This is a genomic window from Ancylobacter vacuolatus (assembly GCF_030813595.1).
Taxonomy (GTDB): Bacteria; Pseudomonadota; Alphaproteobacteria; order Rhizobiales; family Xanthobacteraceae; genus Ancylobacter; species Ancylobacter vacuolatus.
On sequence record NZ_JAUSUH010000010.1, the window covers coordinates 193,270 to 209,702 of the forward strand.

Genomic DNA, 16,433 nt, shown 5'->3' on the forward strand with positions numbered 1-16,433 from the left:
CTCAGCGGGGCGGCAGTTGCTCGGCCACCTCGCGGGCGACATAGGCGCCGGCGTGGCGCCAGCCCTCGTCATTGTCGCCACGAAAGCTGAGCAGCCGCTCGAACACGAGCTTGCCGTTCGCGGCATCGAGCACCGCCACCCGCATCGAGAGCACGAGCGTGCTCATCTTGTGCACGCTCCCCACCAGCAGAAAGCGCGCGCCTTCCTGCCGTGCCCGCTGGCGCAGCTTCTCGACCCCTTCCGCATCCAGCCGGCAGGCGCCCTCGCAGGGAAGAGCCAGGCTGCCGAGGCTCTCCGCGCGGCCAATATCGGCCCGCACGTCCCGGGTGAGCGAAAGGCGCCGCGCCTCGTGGTCGCTGCGCTGGTCGCGCGCCTCGCCGGACGAATCGGTGAAGCCGATATCGGCGACCGCGACCCGCGCGGGCTCCGCCGCGCGCGCGGCTCCGGCGGGCGCCAGCGCCAGCAGCACGGCACTGAGCGCCGGAAAAGGACGAAGAGCGAGGGCGCGAACGGTCGGCATGGCGTTCCTCCTGCGGGGCCACTGTCTGGCAGCTTTTCAGTAATGACACGCCTTTCCGGCGGGTTCAGCAAGGGCCAAGGTGAGTCGGAGGTAGCGGGCCGCCCAATTTGCGGGCATGACAGCCTTGCGAAAGGCACGATGCAATTACGCATGCCTGCCATGCAGGCATAATTTATTGCAGAGTGCCCGGTCTTTGACCATATCTAGCGCAGACACCGAGGCGCCTCGCGTTTCGGCTGTTCCCCTCTGGAAGGTTCGCTGCTTCGGCAGCGAAAACTTAAGGCCGGGCCCTTTTGGGACCCGGCCTTTTTTCTGTGCCGTGGAGGTGGCAGGCCGCCCTCTTCACATAAACAGCTTCTCCCCCGAGAGCCCCTTGTAGAGGCCGGCGACCTCCTCGCCATAGCCGTTATAGATCAGCGTCGGCCGCCGCTCGCCGGTGCCGATATCGCGCTCGCTGGCCTGGCTCCAGCGGGCATGCGGCACCTCTGGGTTCACATTGGCCCAGAAGCCGTATTCGCGGCCCTGCACCTGCTCCCACAGCCCGACCGGCCGCTCCGCCACGAAGGAGATGCGGACAATCGACTTCACCGACTTGAAGCCGTACTTCCACGGCACGGCGAGGCGCAGTGGCGCGCCGAACTGGTTGGGCGCCGGCTTGCCATAGATGCCGGTGACGAGGAAGGCGAGGTCGTTATTGGCCTCCGCCATGCTCAGCCCGTCGATATAGGGCCAGGGATAGATGAAGCGGCGCTGGCCGAGCGCCACTTCCGGGTTCATGAACGTTTCGAAGCGTACATATTTGGCGCCGGAGAGCGGCTTGGCATAGGCGACAAGATCCTTCACCGGGAAGCCGGTCCACGGCACCGTCATCGACCAGGCCTCGACGCAGCGGTGACGGTAGATGCGCTCTTCCAGCGCCATGGCGCGGATGAGATCGTCGATGCCGACCTCGCGCGGTTGCTCGACCAGCCCGTCGATCTTCACCGTCCAGGGCCGGCGCGGCATGCGGGCAGCAACATCGGCGATCTGGTAGCCGGAACGCTCGGAGCCGAATTCATAGAAATTATTGTAGTTGCCGGAAATTTCCTCCGGGGTGATCGGCCGGTCGCCCGCCGTGAAGGCGGGGTTCTTCTTCGCGGGATAGAGATCCCTGGTCGGATCGTTGGCCGGGTCACCCACCGCCGGAGCGGCATCGGCGAAGGGGGAGAGCGCGGCGGACAAACCTGCGACGCCCAGCAGGCCCACCCCGGCGCCGAGCAGATTCCGGCGGGAAAGATAGGTGGCTTCGGGCGTAACCGCGCTCTCTGGCAGCTCCCAGGACCGGCGACGGCGTATCGGCATGGCGGACTCCTCTTGAATGACGAGGAGAGTACGCCCGGACGGGGCCGTTTATTTCACCCGCCGTTTCAACTTCTCGTGCAAAAGCAGAAAGCCCGGCGGGGGTGCCGCCGGGCTTTCGCTACGATCATGGGCGCAAAGGCGCCCGTCAGTTCACTTGGAGACGAGGTGCAGATCGCCCACGCCGAGGGCGACATTCACGCCCGTCTGGCCTTCGACGCTGAGCGGCTGCAGGGCGATGGTCTTGTTGGAACCGCCGACCAGCACATTGCCGGCCACGCCGACGCCGAGCGCGACGCTGCCGGACACGCCGACATAGGTGCCGTCGAGATCGGACGAGCGCACGCCCTTGGAGGGGGCCAGCACGGTCCACAGCAGGATGTTGCGGCCGGTCACGCCGAGATCGAGGCCCCAGCGGCGGATCGAGCCCTCATAGCCGAACTTCTTGCCGCGGGCCGTGGTGAAGGTGCAGTCGAGCGTGCGCTTGGAACCGATGATGAAGCTCACCGACTTCGAGCCGGCGCAGGCGAGCGAGCCGACTTCGACCCGCTTGGTCTGGGCCGAAGCGGGCGCGGCGGCGAGGGTGGCGGCGCCAGCGACAAGCGCAGAGGCGAGCAGCCCGCGCGACAGAACAGTACGGAACATTCAGATCTCCTGATGACGACGCACGACCGGCTCACGGGAACCGGCGCCCCCGCCCTATGGCGCTTGCCGACCGGGGCGCGTCTCCCGGCCGGTCAATATCATTCTACCTCAGCGGAGAGAGCCGCAGAAGCGCTGGATTCGCAGGCACGCTTCCTCCAGATCCTTGGTGGAGGTGGCGTAGGAGATGCGGAAGGCCGGGCCGAGGCCGAAGGCCGAGCCATGCACCACCGCGACGCCTTCGGCCTCCAGAAGCTCGGAGGCGAAGGTTTCGTCATTGTCGATAACCTTGCCGGCCGGCGTCGTCTTGCCGATTAGCCCGGCGCAGGACGGGTACACATAGAACGCGCCTTCCGGCTTCGGGCAGGTGAGCCCGTTCGCCTGGTTGAGCATCGAGACCACGAGGTCGCGGCGCTCCTTGAACACCTTGTTGTTGGCGACGATGAAGTCCTGCGGGCCGTTCAGCGCCTCGACTGCCGCCCACTGGGCGATGGAGTTGGGGTTGGACGTCGACTGCGACTGCAGCGTGCCGATCGCCTTGATCAGCGCCTCCGGGCCGGCGGCGTAGCCGATGCGCCAGCCGGTCATGCAATAGGCCTTGGAGACGCCGTTCATGGTCAGAGTGCGATCATAGAGCCCCGGCTCGACCTGCGCCGGGGTGACGAATTCAAAGTCGTCATAGACCAGGTGCTCATACATGTCGTCGGTAAGAATCCAGACATGCGGGTGCTTCATCAGCACGTCGGTGAGCGCCTTCATCTCGTCGCGCGAATAGGCCGAGCCGGTCGGGTTGGACGGAGAGTTGAAGATCAGCCACTTGGTCTTCGGGGTGATCGCCGCGTCCAGCATTTCCGGCTTCAGCTTGAAATTGTCCTCAAGCTTCGTCTCCACCGGCACCGGCGTGCCGCCGCAGAACTGCACGATGTCCGGGTAGCTCACCCAGTACGGCGCGGGAATGATGACCTCGTCGCCGGCATCGAGGGTGGCCACCAGCGCGTTGAACAGAACCTGCTTGCCGCCGGTGCCAACCGTGACCTGGCTCGGCTTGTAGGTGAGGCCATTCTCGCGCTTGAACTTGGCGACGATGGCCGCCTTCAGCTCGGGAATGCCATCCACCGCGGTGTAGCGGGTCTGGCCGTCGCGGATCGCCTTGATCGCGGCTTCCTTGATGTTGTCCGGCGTCTCGAAATCGGGCTCGCCGGCCGCCAGCGCGATCACGTCACGCCCGGCCGCTTTCAGCTCCCGCGCCTTGTTGGAAATGGCGATGGTCTGGGAGGGATTGATGCGCTTCAGGGCGGCGGATATCAGGCTCATGGCCGGTTTCTCCCTTGAGGGTTTTGCGCGCGACAACTAGTCGAGCCCTTGCGCCCCGGCAAGCGATTCCCTACCTGCGGGCGGCACGAGGGCCATGTTTTCCTGACGCGGCCGCGATCCAGACCGTTCTGCCGGAGTTTGCTGCATGCTCAAGATCTATGCCATGCAGAGTTCCGGCAATTCCTACAAGGTACGGCTGCTGCTCGCCCGGCTCGGCCTGCCCTTCCAGCTCATTGATGTCGACCTGCTGCGCGGGGAGAACCGCACCCCGGATTTCCTGATGAAGAACCCGGAAGGCCGGGTGCCGCTGCTGGAGCTGCCGGGCGGGCGCTATCTCCCCGAGTCCAACGCCATCCTGTTCTACCTCGCCGACGGCACGCCCCTGTTGCCCAACGACCCGCTGGGGCGGGCGGAGACGCTGCGCTGGATGTTCTTCGAGCAGCACAGCGTCGATTCCTCGATCGGGCTGGCGCGGTTCTGGCTCAAGCTGGTGCGCGGCGGGCGCGATCTGCGCACCCACGACATCGACCGCTGGATGGAGGAAGGCTATGCCGCGCTCGGCGTGATGGAGCGCCATCTGGCGCGCCGCCCGTTCATCGTCGACGGCACGCTGAGCATCGCTGACCTCGCCCTTTATGCCCACACCCATGTGGCGCAGGAAGGCGACTTCGATCTCGCCACTTTCCCGCACGTGCGGGCCTGGCTGGCGCGGGTGGCGGCGCAGCCGGGCCATGTCGCTATGGACTGGCGCCCCGAGTACGCCGCGCCTCGGGCCGACAGCGCGTAACCTAAGGGAATTAACGCGCATTAACCCGGGTTAACGGCCCTTAACCCGTTGCCGCGAAATGGCCTCGAAATGGCACCGGGTTGCGCAAAGTGGCGTCCACGCGGAGCCGCCTTCCCCTCCCAAGTTACCGTCATCTAAGGGGCATCAGCCCGGACGGACCGAAGGGGTTTCGCCATGCCGGACAAGACCATGCCGAACCAGACATTTGCCGCCGCGCCCCGCGCCGGCGATGTTCTTGCCACCCGCCACACCGCTGGCCGGCGTCTGCGCCGCGCCGCGATGGAGGCGGGCGTCGTGCTGTCGCTGACCTTTGCCATCGTCGCGGTGCTGTGCCTGTTCGGCCTGCAGCGCGCCTCCGCCTTCGAGGTGGTCCACGCCGCCTCGGAGGAGCGCCTCGCCATCGGCGCCGTGCTGCTGGCGACGTTTGTCGGCCTGTGCGGCCTCACCACCTTCATGCTGCGCAACACCTTGCAGACATCAGACGCGCTGAGCGCCAGTGAACCGCGCGGCAGCCGCCGGCGCCGGGGCTGAACGCCCCGGGTGTTACCGGTGCGGCAGCGCTTTTGCCGCAAGGCCGCCAGCGCCTGACGGCGGCCTTTCCCTAACGGTATCGTGCGTGCGGCGGCGGTTGGCCGGCCGCGCCGGGTGTTCTAACCATACGGCTCGCAACCGAACCCCGGAGCGCCGCCGTGAGCCGCCACCCTTCTGCCCTGCCCCGCCCCAACACACGCCGCGCCGCACGCGCTGCGGCCTGCGTGATGGCTTTTCTGCTCGCGGCGAGCAGCGCCCCCGCTGCCGCGCAGTCGGCGACCGGCGAGCCGGTCCAGGCCCCCTCCTCCATCGGCCCGCTCGCCGTCGAGACCGTCGCCAGCGGGCTGCACAGCCCCTGGGGCCTCGCCTTTCTGCCCGATGGCCGCATGCTCGTGACCGAGCGGCCCGGCCAGTTGCGGATCGTCAGCCGGAGCGGCACCGTCTCGGCGCCGGTCGCCGGCGTGCCCCCCGTGCTGGCGCGCGGACAGGGCGGGCTGCTCGATGTCGCGCTGGCGCCTGACTTTGCCGATAGCCGGCTTGTCTTTCTCACCTATGCCGAACCGCGCGAAGGCGCCGCCGGCACCTCGGTGGCGCGGGGCCGGCTGGTGGAGCAGAACGGCGATGCCCGCCTGGACAATGTCGAGGTGATCTTCCGACAGTCGCCGGCGGCCGGCGGCGGCAATCATTTCGGCTCGCGGCTCGTCTTCGCCCGCGACGGCACGCTGTTCGTCACGCTGGGCGACCGCGCCTCGCTGCGCGACCAGGCGCAGAACCTCACCAACCATATCGGCAAGGTGGTCCGCATCGCCCCGGATGGCACTGTGCCCGGGAACAATCCCTTCCGTGAGCGCAACGGCGCCCGGCCGGAAATCTGGAGCTATGGCCACCGCAATGTGCAGGGCGCAGCGCTTGACCCCTCTACCGGGCTGCTGTGGACCATCGAACACGGGGCCCGCGGCGGCGACGAGCTGAACCGCCCGGAAGCCGGCAAGAATTATGGCTGGCCGGTCATCACCTATGGCCGCGACTATTCCGGCGCCAAGATCGGCGAAGGCACGCAAAAGGCCGGCATGGAACAGCCAGTGAAGTACTGGGACCCTTCCTTCGCACCCTCGGGCCTCGCCTTCTACACCGGCACGCTGATGCCGCAGTGGAAGGGTGACCTCTTTACCGGCGGCCTCGCCGGTGCGCGGCTGGTGCGCCTGAAGCTGGACCCAGCGCGCCAAAGCGTCGTCGAGGAGGAAATCCTCCTCGACGATCTCGGCGAGCGTATACGCGACGTGCGCCAGGGCCCGGACGGGGCGCTGTGGCTGCTCACCGACGACCCCTCGAATGGGCGCCTGCTGCGCCTCGCGCCGGCGGACTGACGGTTATGACCATTTCTGGAAGATGAAGAACGCCCCGAGCGCGATGAAGGCAAAGCCGATCAGGTGGTTCCAGTGGAAAGGCTCCTTCAGCCACAGCACCGAGAAGCCGGCGAACACCACAAGCGTGATGACCTCCTGCATGGTCTTCAGTTCCACCGTCGAATAGGTGGCGGAGCCGTAGCGGTTGGCCGGCACGGCGAGGCAGTACTCGAAGAAGGCGATGCCCCAGCTCACCAGAATGGCGAGCAAGAGTGGGCTCGATTTGTGCTTGAGGTGCCCGTACCAGGCGAAGGTCATGAAGATGTTGGAGGCGACGAGAAGCAGGATCGGCGTCAACGCCGGGGGGATGAAGCCGAACATGCGCGGTTCCATGGATGGAGTGCGAGAAAGCCCCTCGTTCAGCCGTAGCGCAGCTTGAGCGAGAGGATGCCGACCAGCAGGACGAGGGTCACGGCATTGGCCATGATGACCGGAATCGAGCCGATCAGCACGCCATAAACCAGCCAGAGCGCCACGCCGGCGGCAAATGCCAGATAGGCGATGAGCGAGAGGTCGCGGGTCTCGCGGGTGCGCAGGATCTTCAGCGCCTGCGGCAGCCAGCACAGCGTGGTGAGCAGCGCCGCGACGCCGCCGATCAGTTCGGTGGAAAGGGAGGAGCCGACCATGCCATTCGCCTCGCGCGGCGTGTTGCCGCCGGGCGGCGGTTCCCACGCCGGCCGGTTCCTGTCAATCGGCTGGCGTCGAGGCTGTCAGAGCTCGGCCCAGTGGCGCAGCAGGTTGTGATAGACATTGGCCAGCGACAGTACGGAGGGGTCGTCATCCGGCAGCCGCGCCCGCGTGCCCATGATGGCGCGGTCGAGGTCATAGAGCATGGTGCGGCGCTCCTGGTCCTTGATCATCGATTGCGACCAGAAGAACGAGCCCCAGCGGCTGCCGCGGGTGATCTCATTGACGCTGTGCAGGCTGGAGGCGGGATAGACCACCGCATGGCCCGCCGGCAGCTTCACCTCATGCGTGCCATAGGTGTCCTCAATCACCAGTTCACCGCCGTCATAGTCCTCCGGCTCGGTGAGGAAGATCGTGGTCGAGACATCCGCCCGCATCCGCATCCCGGTGCCGGGGATGGCGCGGATCGAGCCATCGACATGGGCGCCGAATTTCATGCCGACATCGTAGCGGTTGAACATCGGCGGCAGCACGCGCAGCGGCATGACGGCCGAATTGAACATCGGGTTGCGCCCCAGCGCCCGCAGCACGATGTCGCCCAGCTCGGCCGCCTCCTTCGACTCCACCGGGATCTGCAGGTTGAGCTTGCCCAGCGCGGCCTGCTGCCCGGCGGTCACGCGCCCATCGACCCATTGCGAGGCCTCCAGCACACGCCGGCAATGGGCGACTTCGTCCGGGGTGAGGATGTCGGGGATCTGGATCAGCATCACGCGGTCCGTTCAACGAAAAGAGGGGGAAAGCCGGATGAACGGCCTTCCCCCGAGATGAGACGGTCAGGTCTTGAAGGCACTCGTCAGAAGGTCGCGCCGACGGTGAGGGTGAAGGTGCGGCCCGAAGAGGGAACCGCCCGGTTGCCCCAGCCGGCGACATAGTTCAGTTCGTCGGTCAGATTGTAGGCGTTCAGCGCGATGCGGTAATTCTCGTATTCATAGGACACCAGCGCATCGAGCGAGAAGGTTTCCGGAATGATCGCGGTGTTGGCGCTGTTGGTATAGTATTCGCTGGCATAGGTGATGCCGCCGCCAACCAGCAGCTTGCCCGGGATCTGGCTCAGCACATCCTTGGTCAGCTCATAGGTCGTCCACAGGGTGAAGTTGTTCTCGGAGACGAACGGCACCTCGTTGCCGACATAGTCGGCGGTGGTCGAGGTCCGGATCTCGCTGTCGTAATAGGCGTAGCCCGCCTGGATCACCCAGGCACGGGTGATGTTGCCGGTGATGCCCAGCTCGACGCCCTGCACCCGCTGGTTCTCGCCGGTCTCCACCGTATCGAAGGTGAAGGGGTCGACATAGAAGGCGTTGCTCTTGTCGACCCGGAACAGCGAGCCGGTGAAGCCGAGGCGCCCATCCGGCGTCGAGACCTTGAAGCCGATCTCGTAGGTCTCGTTCTCTTCCGGCTGAAGGTTGTTCTGGGTCGGGTTGACCACGGTGATGTCGTTGGTCGGGAACATGCCCTGCGGCGAGTAGGAGCGCGCCCAGGAGGCATAGTAGGTCTGGTTGGCGCTCGGCTCCCAGATGATGCTGGCCTTGGGGCTGGAGAACTGGGTCGTGCTTTGGGCGCTCACCCACTCGCCTTTGCTGTCCTCGCAGGTCGTGCTGGTGCCGTTGGGATCGACGCACCAGACGCTGTAATCGGCGGAATAGCTGTCATAGCGGATGCCGCCGAGGATCGAGAGCTGGTCCGTCAGCCAGATGCGGTCGCTGGCGAAGGCGCCGAAATCGGTGGCGGTGGATTCACGCTGGCCGTTATTCCCCAGCGGGTTCGGATAGAGGAAATAGCCCGTGGTGTTGGCGTAGACCGGGTTCCAGATCGTCGAGGTACCCTTCGACCCGTTCACCGAAATCAGCGTGCGCTCGTCATCGACGACATACATGTCGATGCCCGCCACCACTTCATGACGCAGGAAGCCGGTGTTGAATTTGGCAATGGCGGTGGTGACGTTCTGGCCCGACCAGCTGGTCTGGTCGAAGCCGGGATTGCCGCCGCCAAAGGCGATCGCCGGGTTGTTGCCGGCGAAGAACTGGCCGGTACAGGTTCCTTCATACTGCTGGGGTGTCGGGGTGGTCACGCCGCTCGGGCTGTTGGCGCAGCCCGCAACGCTCGTCGCGAAGTCGCGGGTGTAATAACCGACGCGGGAATCATTGGTGATGGTGAGCCAGTCATTCACCTCGCGCTTGAAGTTCGCGGTGAACATGTTGGCTTCGGTGTCGTCATGGTCCGTCACCTTGCCGTAGAAAGTGGTGCGCGGAACGCCCCACTCCGTCACCGGCTTGCCGAGCGAGCCGTAGCGCGCGGCGTCGCCAAAGCGCGGCGTCAGGATCGGCACGCCGTAATCAGGGGTGCGCGAGCCGTTCTGGTAGAGATAGTTGAGGTGCAGGGTCTGGTCGGTGCCGAGCCCGAAGCCGAGATCGGCCATCAGCCCGTAGCGGTTCGATTCGACATGGTCGCGATCGGCCACGTCCTGCTCGTTCACCATGCCGACGATGCGGAAGGCGGAGGTGTCGCTGAGCTGCTTGTTGATGTCGAACACGCCGCGATAGAGCGGCCCGGTGCCGAACTGGCCCTCGAAATCATACTTGTCGCCAATATGCGCCTGCTTCAGCGTCGAGTTGATCACGCCGCCCGTCGTGCCGGCGCCGAAGCTCTCGGAGGACGGGCCCTTCAGCACCTCGACGCTCTCATAGGCGAAGCTGTCGCGCACATAGACGCCGAAATCGCGCAGGCCGTTGATGTAGACATCGCCCTTGGACTGGAAGCCGCGGATGCGGAACTGGTCGCCATTCATGCCGCCGCCGCCCTCGCCGATGCCGACGGTGACGCCCGGCACATTGCGCAGCGCCTGTTCCAGCGTAGTGACGCCCTGCTCCTGCATGGTCTGCTGGTTGATGACCTGCACGACCTGGGGAATGTCCTGGATCCGGCCGGGCAGACGCGAGATGCCGGTCGTGCCCTCAAGCGTGTTGTCCGGCGCGTTCTCGCCCTCGACCGTGACCGTCGGCAGTTCCTCTTCAGGGGCCGGCGCGGCGGCTTGCTGCGCCTGCGCGGCGAACAGCGGCAGCGTCGACAGCGTCACCGCAAGACCAGCCGTCCAGGCGGTATTATGAGAAGCATCGCGCAGTGACTTCAACGACTTCATCAGACTCCAGCCCCTAATGTTTCTTCATTTTGCCTAATATCCACGAATCACAATGTCTTCAAACGCTATGTTTTTTACGTATTCAAACATAGAAAATGTATATTGATTCAAAACTATTGTTTTTAATTATTAAAACATGAAAGAAGCGTGTGAAATCTGTGGGTGATTTGGCTTGAGATTAGGCAGCATAAGGATATTAAGCGCTGGCGACGCCTGGACGCGGCGCTTCAGCAGGGCGGCGAGCGGCAGGACGGGATGCGGAACGGCTGGGTTTCGTTCACAGAGTTGACACAAATTGGCCCCGAACTGTTGCGCGCGCGCATCAGTGAGAACCCCCGCGCCGCCGCCCACTGGGTGGAGGCGGCGGCACTTGCGGGCATCGTCAACGCCCAGATCGCCTGGGGGCAGATGCTGGTCGACGGTCACGGCGTGACGCGGGACCCGCAAGCGGGGCTGCGCTGGTTCCAGCTCGCCGCCGCCGCCGGCAGCACCGAAGCCATCAACATGGTCGGGCGCTGCCATGAACTCGGCTGGGGCGTGCCCGTCGCTCCGGCGCGCGCGGCGCCGTATTACCGGGAGGCGGCGGAAGCCGGCTATGGTTGGGCGCAGTTCAACCTCGCCACGCTGCTGCTTGATGGGCGGGGGATCGCTGCCGACCGGGCGCAGGCTCTGCACTGGTACGTGCGCGCCGCCCGTGGTGGAGAAACCGACGCTGCCGCGAAAGCGGCCACCATGATCGGCCGCTCTCTCGAACTTGGCTGGGAACGCCCGGCCCGCCCGGTAGCGGCGCTGCGCTGGTATCGAAGGGGGGCGGAGGGCGGCGATTATCGCGGCCAGTTCGACTATGCCCGCCTGCTGCTGGAACGCAGCGGCCGGGTCGATCTCGCCATCCCGTGGTTCGCCCGCTGCATCGAGGCCGGCGTGCCCGCCTTCTGCCGCCATGTCGGCGCCGCCCTTCGGCAAGCGCCGCAACCCGAGCTGCGGCGCCTCGCTTTGCGGGCGCTGGAACGCGCCACACTGAGCGGTGCGCCGGCGGATTTGCGCGTGCTCGGCGGCGCGCTGGCGGAAGGGCTTGGCGGCAGCCTCGACCCGGAAGGCGCGGCCGGCGCCTTTCGGCGCGCCCGTGAGGCGGAGGCGAGACGGATGGTGGCCGACAGTGCCTTGGAAGCGTCTCCCGCCCCCTTCCTGCCCCGGCTCTCTCCCGCCAGACGTCGGGCGCAATACCTGCTCTCAGCCCTGAGGCAGCTATTTGGCATCCCGCCGTCGCGCCCACGGCCGATCACAAATAAGTCATAGCGATCCAGCTCGCCTTACCTCAAAACCTCTCAAAGGCGTTTTGCTACCGCCACAGACATAATCTCCAGTATTATTCATATCTTCCAATCTTATCCCGTCCTTCCCCCTGCAACCATCGCTCGAAACTCCGCTTTGTTCTGTCGGCGCCGGGCGCAATAGCCATGACGCCACTGTCTCGAACAGGGAGAGCGTTATGAAGCGGAAGGATACAACACGGCATGGATTGAGCCTCATCAGCACCGGCTTTCTCGCCGCTTGCCTGGTGATGGCGACCGCCCCGGCCGAAGCCCGGCTGGGCGGGCTCGGCGGCGGCAATCGGGGCGGCGATGGCGGCGGCGATCGGGGCTCTTCGGCAGGAAGCGCGGGCAGCGGCACAAGCAGCGGCATGGGCAGCCGTTCGAGCGCCAGCCGGAGCGGCGGGAAAAGCGGCCTCGGCGGCTCGGCCGGACGGGCCGCCTCCGGACTCGGCCGCTCGGTCGGTGGCGCCGTCTCCGGCGTGGGCCGCGCGGCCGGCGGCGCACTGTCCGGGGTCGGTGCGGGCGTCAGCCGAGCCGGCAATGCGGCCAGTGCACGTGCCGGCGGAAGCGGGCTCGGTGGCGCGGTTGGCGGCGCGGTAAGCGGCGTCGGCGGTGCCGTATCAGGCGTGGGCAGCGGTGTTTCGGCCGCCACGGGCGGGTTCGGCTCGGCCGTTGGCGGCGGGTTCGGCTCGACGGTCGGCAGCGTCGGCGAAGCGGCCGGCCGGCCGGCCCGCGGCGACGCGAGCACCTCCGTGACCGGGCGGGCGCCGGTGGCCGCCAATGTGGTCGGCCTGCAGATCGACCTGCTCAAGCCCGGCCAGCGCCCGCTCCGCTTTGGCCGCAGCACCAGCGGCAACATCGCCGATGTGAACGCCAAGGTTCTCGGTCGCCGCGGCGTCCATGCCGATATCGCGGTCGGCTCGTCCCGCGCCCGCCCGGTCGGCGTCGATGCGCGGGTGAGCGCCCTCGGCCCGCGCGGCCTGAACAGCAACAATAGCGCCACCATCGGCGGGGCGCAGGCGGTGGATGTCACCAGCCGCACCACGCTGGGCGGCCCGCGCGGCCTGCGCGCCGCCGCCGATGTGGATGTCGGCGGTGAGAACGCTGCGGCCGTTGGCGTTGGTATCGGTATTGGCGGTGGTGGCGGCGGAAATCCCGGCGGACCCGGTGGTCCTGGGGGTCCTGGCACCCCCGGCGGTCCCTCGGCCGGCGGCACGGGCGCCGGCGCGGGAGCCGGCAACTCCGACATGGCGGCCAAGAAGGTGCGCTGCACCGGCGTCCTGTCCGAGCCGCGCGCCTATGATTCCGGCATCGTCGCCTTGTGCCGCGATCTCGTCGGCGGCTGACCCCAGCCGCTCCTGTGAAGGGCCGTCCCGTCGCAAGCCGGGGCGGCCCTTTTCGCGTGTCAGCCGTTCAGATGGCGCCGATTGGCCAACTTCATCGCTGACGTGACGGAACGTCTTTGCACCGCCGCGATTGCAGGGGAGTATCTCGTGGCTCCCCCCAATCCGGTTTCCCCATGGCCCAGCTCCTCGTCCTCCTGAACGCCAATGCCGGCACGCTGCTGGACCGTAATGCCGAAGAGGTGCGCCGGCACATTGCCGACGGGCTGGACGGCGGAGGGCGAACGGTCGAGGTGCGCCTCCTGCGCGGTAAGGCCCTGGTGCAGGCCATCCGTGCCTCCGGTGAGGGCGAGCACGACACCGTCATCGTCGGCGGCGGCGATGGCAGCGTGAGCCTGGCGGTGCAGAGCCTTGAGGGTTCCGACAAGACGCTCGGCATCCTGCCGCTCGGTACGCTCAATTTGCTGGCCACCGATATTGGCATGCCGCGCGAGCTCGACGCGGCGCTCCACGCCCTGAGCGAGGCGAAAGTGGCGGAGATCGATGTGGCGACGCTGAACGGGCGGCGATTCCACACCATTTCCGGCATGGGCTTCTTCAGCCAGATGGCCCGCGCCCGCGAAACCGCCCGGCGCTGGAAGCTCTGGCGTTTTCTTGCCGTGGCGATCGCTGCCCTCTATGCGCTGCGCCGCAGCGGCCGCTTCGACCTCGACGTGACAGTGGATGGCACGCCGTACCATTTTCAGGCTTTCGCCGCGCTGCTGTCGGTCAACCGCTTCACCGGCCCGGGCTGGCGGCGCAGCCGGCTCGACGAGGGCGTGCTCGAACTCACCGTCGCCGAGGATCGCGGCGGCCTCGCTTTGCTGAAGGCGGGGGCCGACATGGTGACGGATAATTGGCGCGACAATCCCGGCATCATCAGCCTGACCGGCCGGGAAATCGTGCTGCGCCGCGCCAATCGGGCCCGTGCCTGGGTCTCGACCGATGGTGAACTCGGCCGGGAGGACATGCCGCTTACCTACAAGATCGTGCCGCGCGGCCTCAAGCTGCTGATCCCGCCCGCCGCCGATGGTGGGCCGGCGACCCGGACGGCAGCAACGGCCGGGGCCTCCGGCGCCACGCCCGAGACGGCCCAGCCCTGAGCCACCGCGCCGCTCGGCGCTCGCCTGCCCGCCCTCCGGCTCAGAGCGGCTCGATCTCGTAGACGACGGTGACGCCGGCGCGGGCCTGCGTCTCGCCGGCCTCGACCGGCACCGAATCCATCTTCTCCGCCCGGGCCGCCATCATCATGCGCGGCATGGGCTGCGGGCCGGCATCGCTGGCGATCGACACCACCCGCACCAGCCGCACCCCGGCCGCCTGGGCGATGATCTCGGCCTGGTGGCGCGCCTGCTTCACCGCTTCGGCTCGGGCGGCGTCTTCCAGCTTGGCGGGGTCGGCGATATCGAAAGCGATGCCGCTGATCTGGTTGGCGCCATTGGTGACGAGCTGGTCCAGCAGATCGCCGAGCTTGCCGAGATCGCGCAGCCGCACGGTGACGGCATTGTTCACCTGGTAGGAGGCGATGCGTAGCGGGTCGCCTTCTTTCTTCTGCGGCGCGTATTGCGGCTGCACGGAAAAGCCAGATGTGGAGATGTCGCGTGATTCGACGCCCGCCGCCTTGATCGCCTCGATCATCGTCGCCACGGCGGCGGAATTGGCGTCGAGCGCCTCGCGCGCCGTCTTGCCCTCGCTCACCACGCCGGAGGTGAGCGTCGCCATATCGGGCACCGCGCTGGCCAGGCCTTCGCCAGAGACCGAGAGCGTCGCCCGCCGGGCGTTGGGGGCGAGGTCCTGCGCGGCGAGCGGCGACAGGCTGGCGAACAACCCGGCGGCGCCGAGAAAAGCTGCGCAGGCGGTGGCGCGGAGGAGCTTCATGTCTTTCACTTCCTTGAAACTGCCGGGACAGGCGTCGATGGGGCCGGCACGTCCCTGAGCTGACGCACTGACGGTGCGGCACGCCAGAGCACCGCGCGAAGGCGGCGGGATTGCGGCGGCGAGACCGGCAACCTTACTGAGATAGGTCGGCCGCGCTGCGCAACCGAGCAGGGCGGCGCTGCGGCGGTGGCTTATGGCCGCACTTCGGCGGTCGCGCAAAGCCCCGAGGCCGATCTGCGCGCCCTTCTTTCCCGCCGGCGCGGGCCCACCCCTCACGCCAAGGTGGACGGCCGCCGCGACCCGGTTGGCGCGGGCGCATCCCTTTGCTAGTTTCCCCCGCCCGCGCGCCGCACAGCGCCGCCGGCCGGGCCTGTAGCTCAATGGTTAGAGCCGACCGCTCATAACGGTCTGGTTGTAGGTTCGAGTCCTACCGGGCCCACCAATCTTTTCAATGACTTCGCCACCCTACCCTTTCTTATCTCCACCGTTATCGCCACCGATACGCCTCTTTCGGAAGCCTTGGGCGGCGCCCTTCATGTAGTCCGGGTGGTGATGGCCATAGGTCTTTTCGACCATCTCCGGCGACATGCCGAGGAAGCCGGCAGCCTCCCAAACCGTCACGCCGTTCTGCATGAGCCACGTAGCGGCCGTGTGGCGCAGCGTGTGCGGCGTAACGTTGCCATCGAGGCCGGCCTTATCCACTGCAGAAGCGAATGCGGTTTTAACGGACTGCACCGGCTTGCCGCGCCACTCGACGAAGTGCTCTTTCGCGATGCCGAGCTCTGCCCAACGGCGCATGTGCGCCAGGAGGTGATCAGGCAGCGGCACGGGCGTCTGACGCTTGGTCGTGGGGCGCTTACCCTCTGAGAGTCGGTAGAAGATGCCCCGCTCAAGGTCGACGAACGACCTCCCCTCGCCTCTCGTCGGTGATGCGGCTGCGATCGCGGCAGCGCGCGTGCCCGTGTACAGGCCAATCAAGATAAACCGCGCGAGGTGGCGCAGCGGGCGCTTGTCGGTCTCCAGCACCTTGCCCACTTCGGTGCCGCGGTGCCGGCGCTGTTTTTCCTTGGTGCGCCAGCAAGTCCATAGCAGGCGCGCCGCCTCCGATCGCGTCAACCAGCGATCGCGGGGCGCGCCTCGCTGGGGAAGCGCAACACGGACCACGCCACGGTGAAGCCCTTCCTTGGCGTGGTGATTTATCGCGGCGCGGAGCACCTCGAGGTCACGGCACGCGCCGCCGACTCCACCGTCCGCCTTCGGAGGTGTCTTCGCGTTCGATTTCCTGCGGCGCTTCTGGTACTCGCCTTTGCGGTGCTCGACATAGGCGCGGCAGTTGGCGCCGTTCACGTCGGCGAGCATCTTGCCGCCCCACCAGTCATTCAGACGCTCAATCGAGGCATCAAAGACCCGTTGATTGGCCTGCCGATCGCGCGCGTCGGCATCATAGATCGACAACACGTCGGCGACGTCGATCGCCTCGATATCCGTACCCGCCGATC

The 16,433-nt window shown here is 66.9% G+C and carries 16 protein-coding genes and 1 tRNA gene; 7 read left to right on the top strand and 10 right to left on the bottom strand.

The features are described from left to right. Position 1: 1 nt before the first annotated feature. From J2S76_RS18995 to J2S76_RS19010, 4 genes are all read right to left on the bottom strand, one after another. Positions 2–520, bottom strand: a complete 519-nt coding sequence (locus J2S76_RS18995; protein ID WP_307063003.1) for a DUF2380 domain-containing protein — start codon at positions 518–520, stop codon at positions 2–4. A 342-nt stretch (positions 521–862) separates the two neighbouring features. Continuing rightward, positions 863–1,861 (bottom strand): protein-methionine-sulfoxide reductase catalytic subunit MsrP, encoded by a 999-nt coding sequence (msrP, locus tag J2S76_RS19000; RefSeq protein WP_307063005.1) that lies wholly within the window; start codon positions 1,859–1,861, stop codon positions 863–865. Positions 1,862–2,011: 150 nt separating this feature from the next. Next, a complete protein-coding gene (locus J2S76_RS19005; RefSeq protein ID WP_307063007.1) occupies positions 2,012–2,503 on the bottom strand; it encodes a DUF992 domain-containing protein in 492 nt (163 codons plus the stop codon). Positions 2,504–2,611: 108 nt separating this feature from the next. Then, positions 2,612–3,814 (bottom strand): pyridoxal phosphate-dependent aminotransferase, encoded by a 1,203-nt coding sequence (locus J2S76_RS19010; protein WP_307063009.1) that lies wholly within the window; start codon positions 3,812–3,814, stop codon positions 2,612–2,614. A gap of 145 nt (positions 3,815–3,959) precedes the next feature. Between J2S76_RS19010 and J2S76_RS19015 the strand changes: the two genes are divergently transcribed. The 3 genes from J2S76_RS19015 to J2S76_RS19025 all read left to right on the top strand — a co-directional run bounded on the left by J2S76_RS19015 (position 3,960) and on the right by J2S76_RS19025 (position 6,499). Further along, positions 3,960–4,601: a glutathione S-transferase family protein gene (locus tag J2S76_RS19015; RefSeq protein ID WP_307063010.1), complete on the top strand. Its 642-nt coding sequence runs from the start codon at positions 3,960–3,962 to the stop codon at positions 4,599–4,601. A 174-nt stretch (positions 4,602–4,775) separates the two neighbouring features. Next, positions 4,776–5,132 carry a hypothetical protein gene (locus J2S76_RS19020; protein ID WP_307063012.1) on the top strand — a complete coding sequence of 119 codons (357 nt, stop codon included), beginning with the start codon at positions 4,776–4,778 and terminating at the stop codon, positions 5,130–5,132. A gap of 227 nt (positions 5,133–5,359) precedes the next feature. Then, positions 5,360–6,499 carry a PQQ-dependent sugar dehydrogenase gene (locus J2S76_RS19025; RefSeq protein WP_307063014.1) on the top strand — a complete coding sequence of 380 codons (1,140 nt, stop codon included), beginning with the start codon at positions 5,360–5,362 and terminating at the stop codon, positions 6,497–6,499. Positions 6,500–6,502: 3 nt separating this feature from the next. On the opposite strand, the gene J2S76_RS19030 is transcribed toward J2S76_RS19025, so the two are convergent. From J2S76_RS19030 to J2S76_RS19045, 4 genes are all read right to left on the bottom strand, one after another. Next, positions 6,503–6,859 carry a DMT family protein gene (locus tag J2S76_RS19030; protein WP_307063016.1) on the bottom strand — a complete coding sequence of 119 codons (357 nt, stop codon included), beginning with the start codon at positions 6,857–6,859 and terminating at the stop codon, positions 6,503–6,505. A gap of 38 nt (positions 6,860–6,897) precedes the next feature. After that, entirely contained in the window at positions 6,898–7,164 is a 267-nt protein-coding gene (locus tag J2S76_RS19035) for a SemiSWEET family sugar transporter (protein WP_307063018.1), read from the bottom strand. A gap of 84 nt (positions 7,165–7,248) precedes the next feature. After that, positions 7,249–7,932: a Fe2+-dependent dioxygenase gene (locus tag J2S76_RS19040; RefSeq protein ID WP_307063020.1), complete on the bottom strand. Its 684-nt coding sequence runs from the start codon at positions 7,930–7,932 to the stop codon at positions 7,249–7,251. A gap of 86 nt (positions 7,933–8,018) precedes the next feature. After that, on the bottom strand, positions 8,019–10,361 hold the full coding sequence (locus J2S76_RS19045; RefSeq protein ID WP_307063022.1) for a TonB-dependent receptor: 2,343 nt from the start codon (positions 10,359–10,361) through the stop codon (positions 8,019–8,021). Between the two features lie 309 nt (positions 10,362–10,670). Between J2S76_RS19045 and J2S76_RS19050 the strand changes: the two genes are divergently transcribed. The 3 genes from J2S76_RS19050 (at position 10,671) to J2S76_RS19060 (ending at position 14,159) form a co-directional block, all read left to right on the top strand. Further along, a complete protein-coding gene (locus J2S76_RS19050) occupies positions 10,671–11,657 on the top strand; it encodes a tetratricopeptide repeat protein (protein ID WP_307063023.1) in 987 nt (328 codons plus the stop codon). Between the two features lie 223 nt (positions 11,658–11,880). Beyond that, complete coding sequence (locus J2S76_RS19055; RefSeq protein ID WP_307063025.1) at positions 11,881–13,020, top strand: hypothetical protein; 1,140 nt, start codon at positions 11,881–11,883, stop codon at positions 13,018–13,020. 173 nt (positions 13,021–13,193) lie between these two features. Beyond that, positions 13,194–14,159, top strand: coding sequence for a diacylglycerol/lipid kinase family protein (locus J2S76_RS19060; RefSeq protein WP_307063027.1), 966 nt, complete (start codon positions 13,194–13,196; stop codon positions 14,157–14,159). 40 nt (positions 14,160–14,199) lie between these two features. On the opposite strand, the gene J2S76_RS19065 is transcribed toward J2S76_RS19060, so the two are convergent. Beyond that, positions 14,200–14,934 (bottom strand): SIMPL domain-containing protein, encoded by a 735-nt coding sequence (locus J2S76_RS19065; protein WP_307063029.1) that lies wholly within the window; start codon positions 14,932–14,934, stop codon positions 14,200–14,202. Positions 14,935–15,300: 366 nt separating this feature from the next. On the opposite strand from J2S76_RS19065, the gene J2S76_RS19070 reads away from it, so the two are divergent. Beyond that, positions 15,301–15,376 (top strand) — tRNA-Ile (locus tag J2S76_RS19070). Positions 15,377–15,399: 23 nt separating this feature from the next. Here the strand turns inward: J2S76_RS19070 and J2S76_RS19075 are convergent. Beyond that, a complete protein-coding gene (locus tag J2S76_RS19075) occupies positions 15,400–16,392 on the bottom strand; it encodes a tyrosine-type recombinase/integrase (protein WP_307063031.1) in 993 nt (330 codons plus the stop codon). Positions 16,393–16,433 lie beyond the last annotated feature (41 nt).